Source organism: Stenotrophomonas sp. PS02298 (assembly GCF_029959445.1).
Classification (GTDB): domain Bacteria; phylum Pseudomonadota; class Gammaproteobacteria; order Xanthomonadales; family Xanthomonadaceae; genus Stenotrophomonas.
This window is the reverse complement of sequence record NZ_JASCOR010000348.1, coordinates 1-305: the sequence shown is the minus strand read 5'-3', so window position 1 is coordinate 305 and position 305 is coordinate 1. Positions and strand designations below refer to the sequence as shown.

Sequence of the window (305 nt, the reverse complement as noted above, 5' to 3'; positions counted from 1 at the left end):
GCACTGACCAAGATCGGTGCAGAGCGCTTCGGTGGCGAGTTCAAGGATTACTCCTCGATCGACGCCGCGCCGGAAGAAAAGGCACGTGGCATCACGATCTCGACCGCACACGTTGAGTACGAATCCGCTACCCGTCACTACGCCCACGTGGATTGCCCGGGCCATGCTGACTACGTCAAGAACATGATCACCGGTGCTGCCCAGATGGACGGCGCGATCCTGGTCTGTTCGGCTGCTGACGGCCCGATGCCGCAGACCCGCGAGCACATCCTGCTGTCGCGTCAGGTCGGCGTGCCGTACATCGT

General features: G+C 62.3%; 1 protein-coding gene. It reads left to right on the top strand.

Annotated features, from left to right (window positions below):
• Positions 1-305, top strand: a 305-nt coding sequence (locus tag QMX78_RS21530) for a GTP-binding protein (RefSeq protein WP_282273497.1), incomplete at both ends; no start/stop codon positions are given.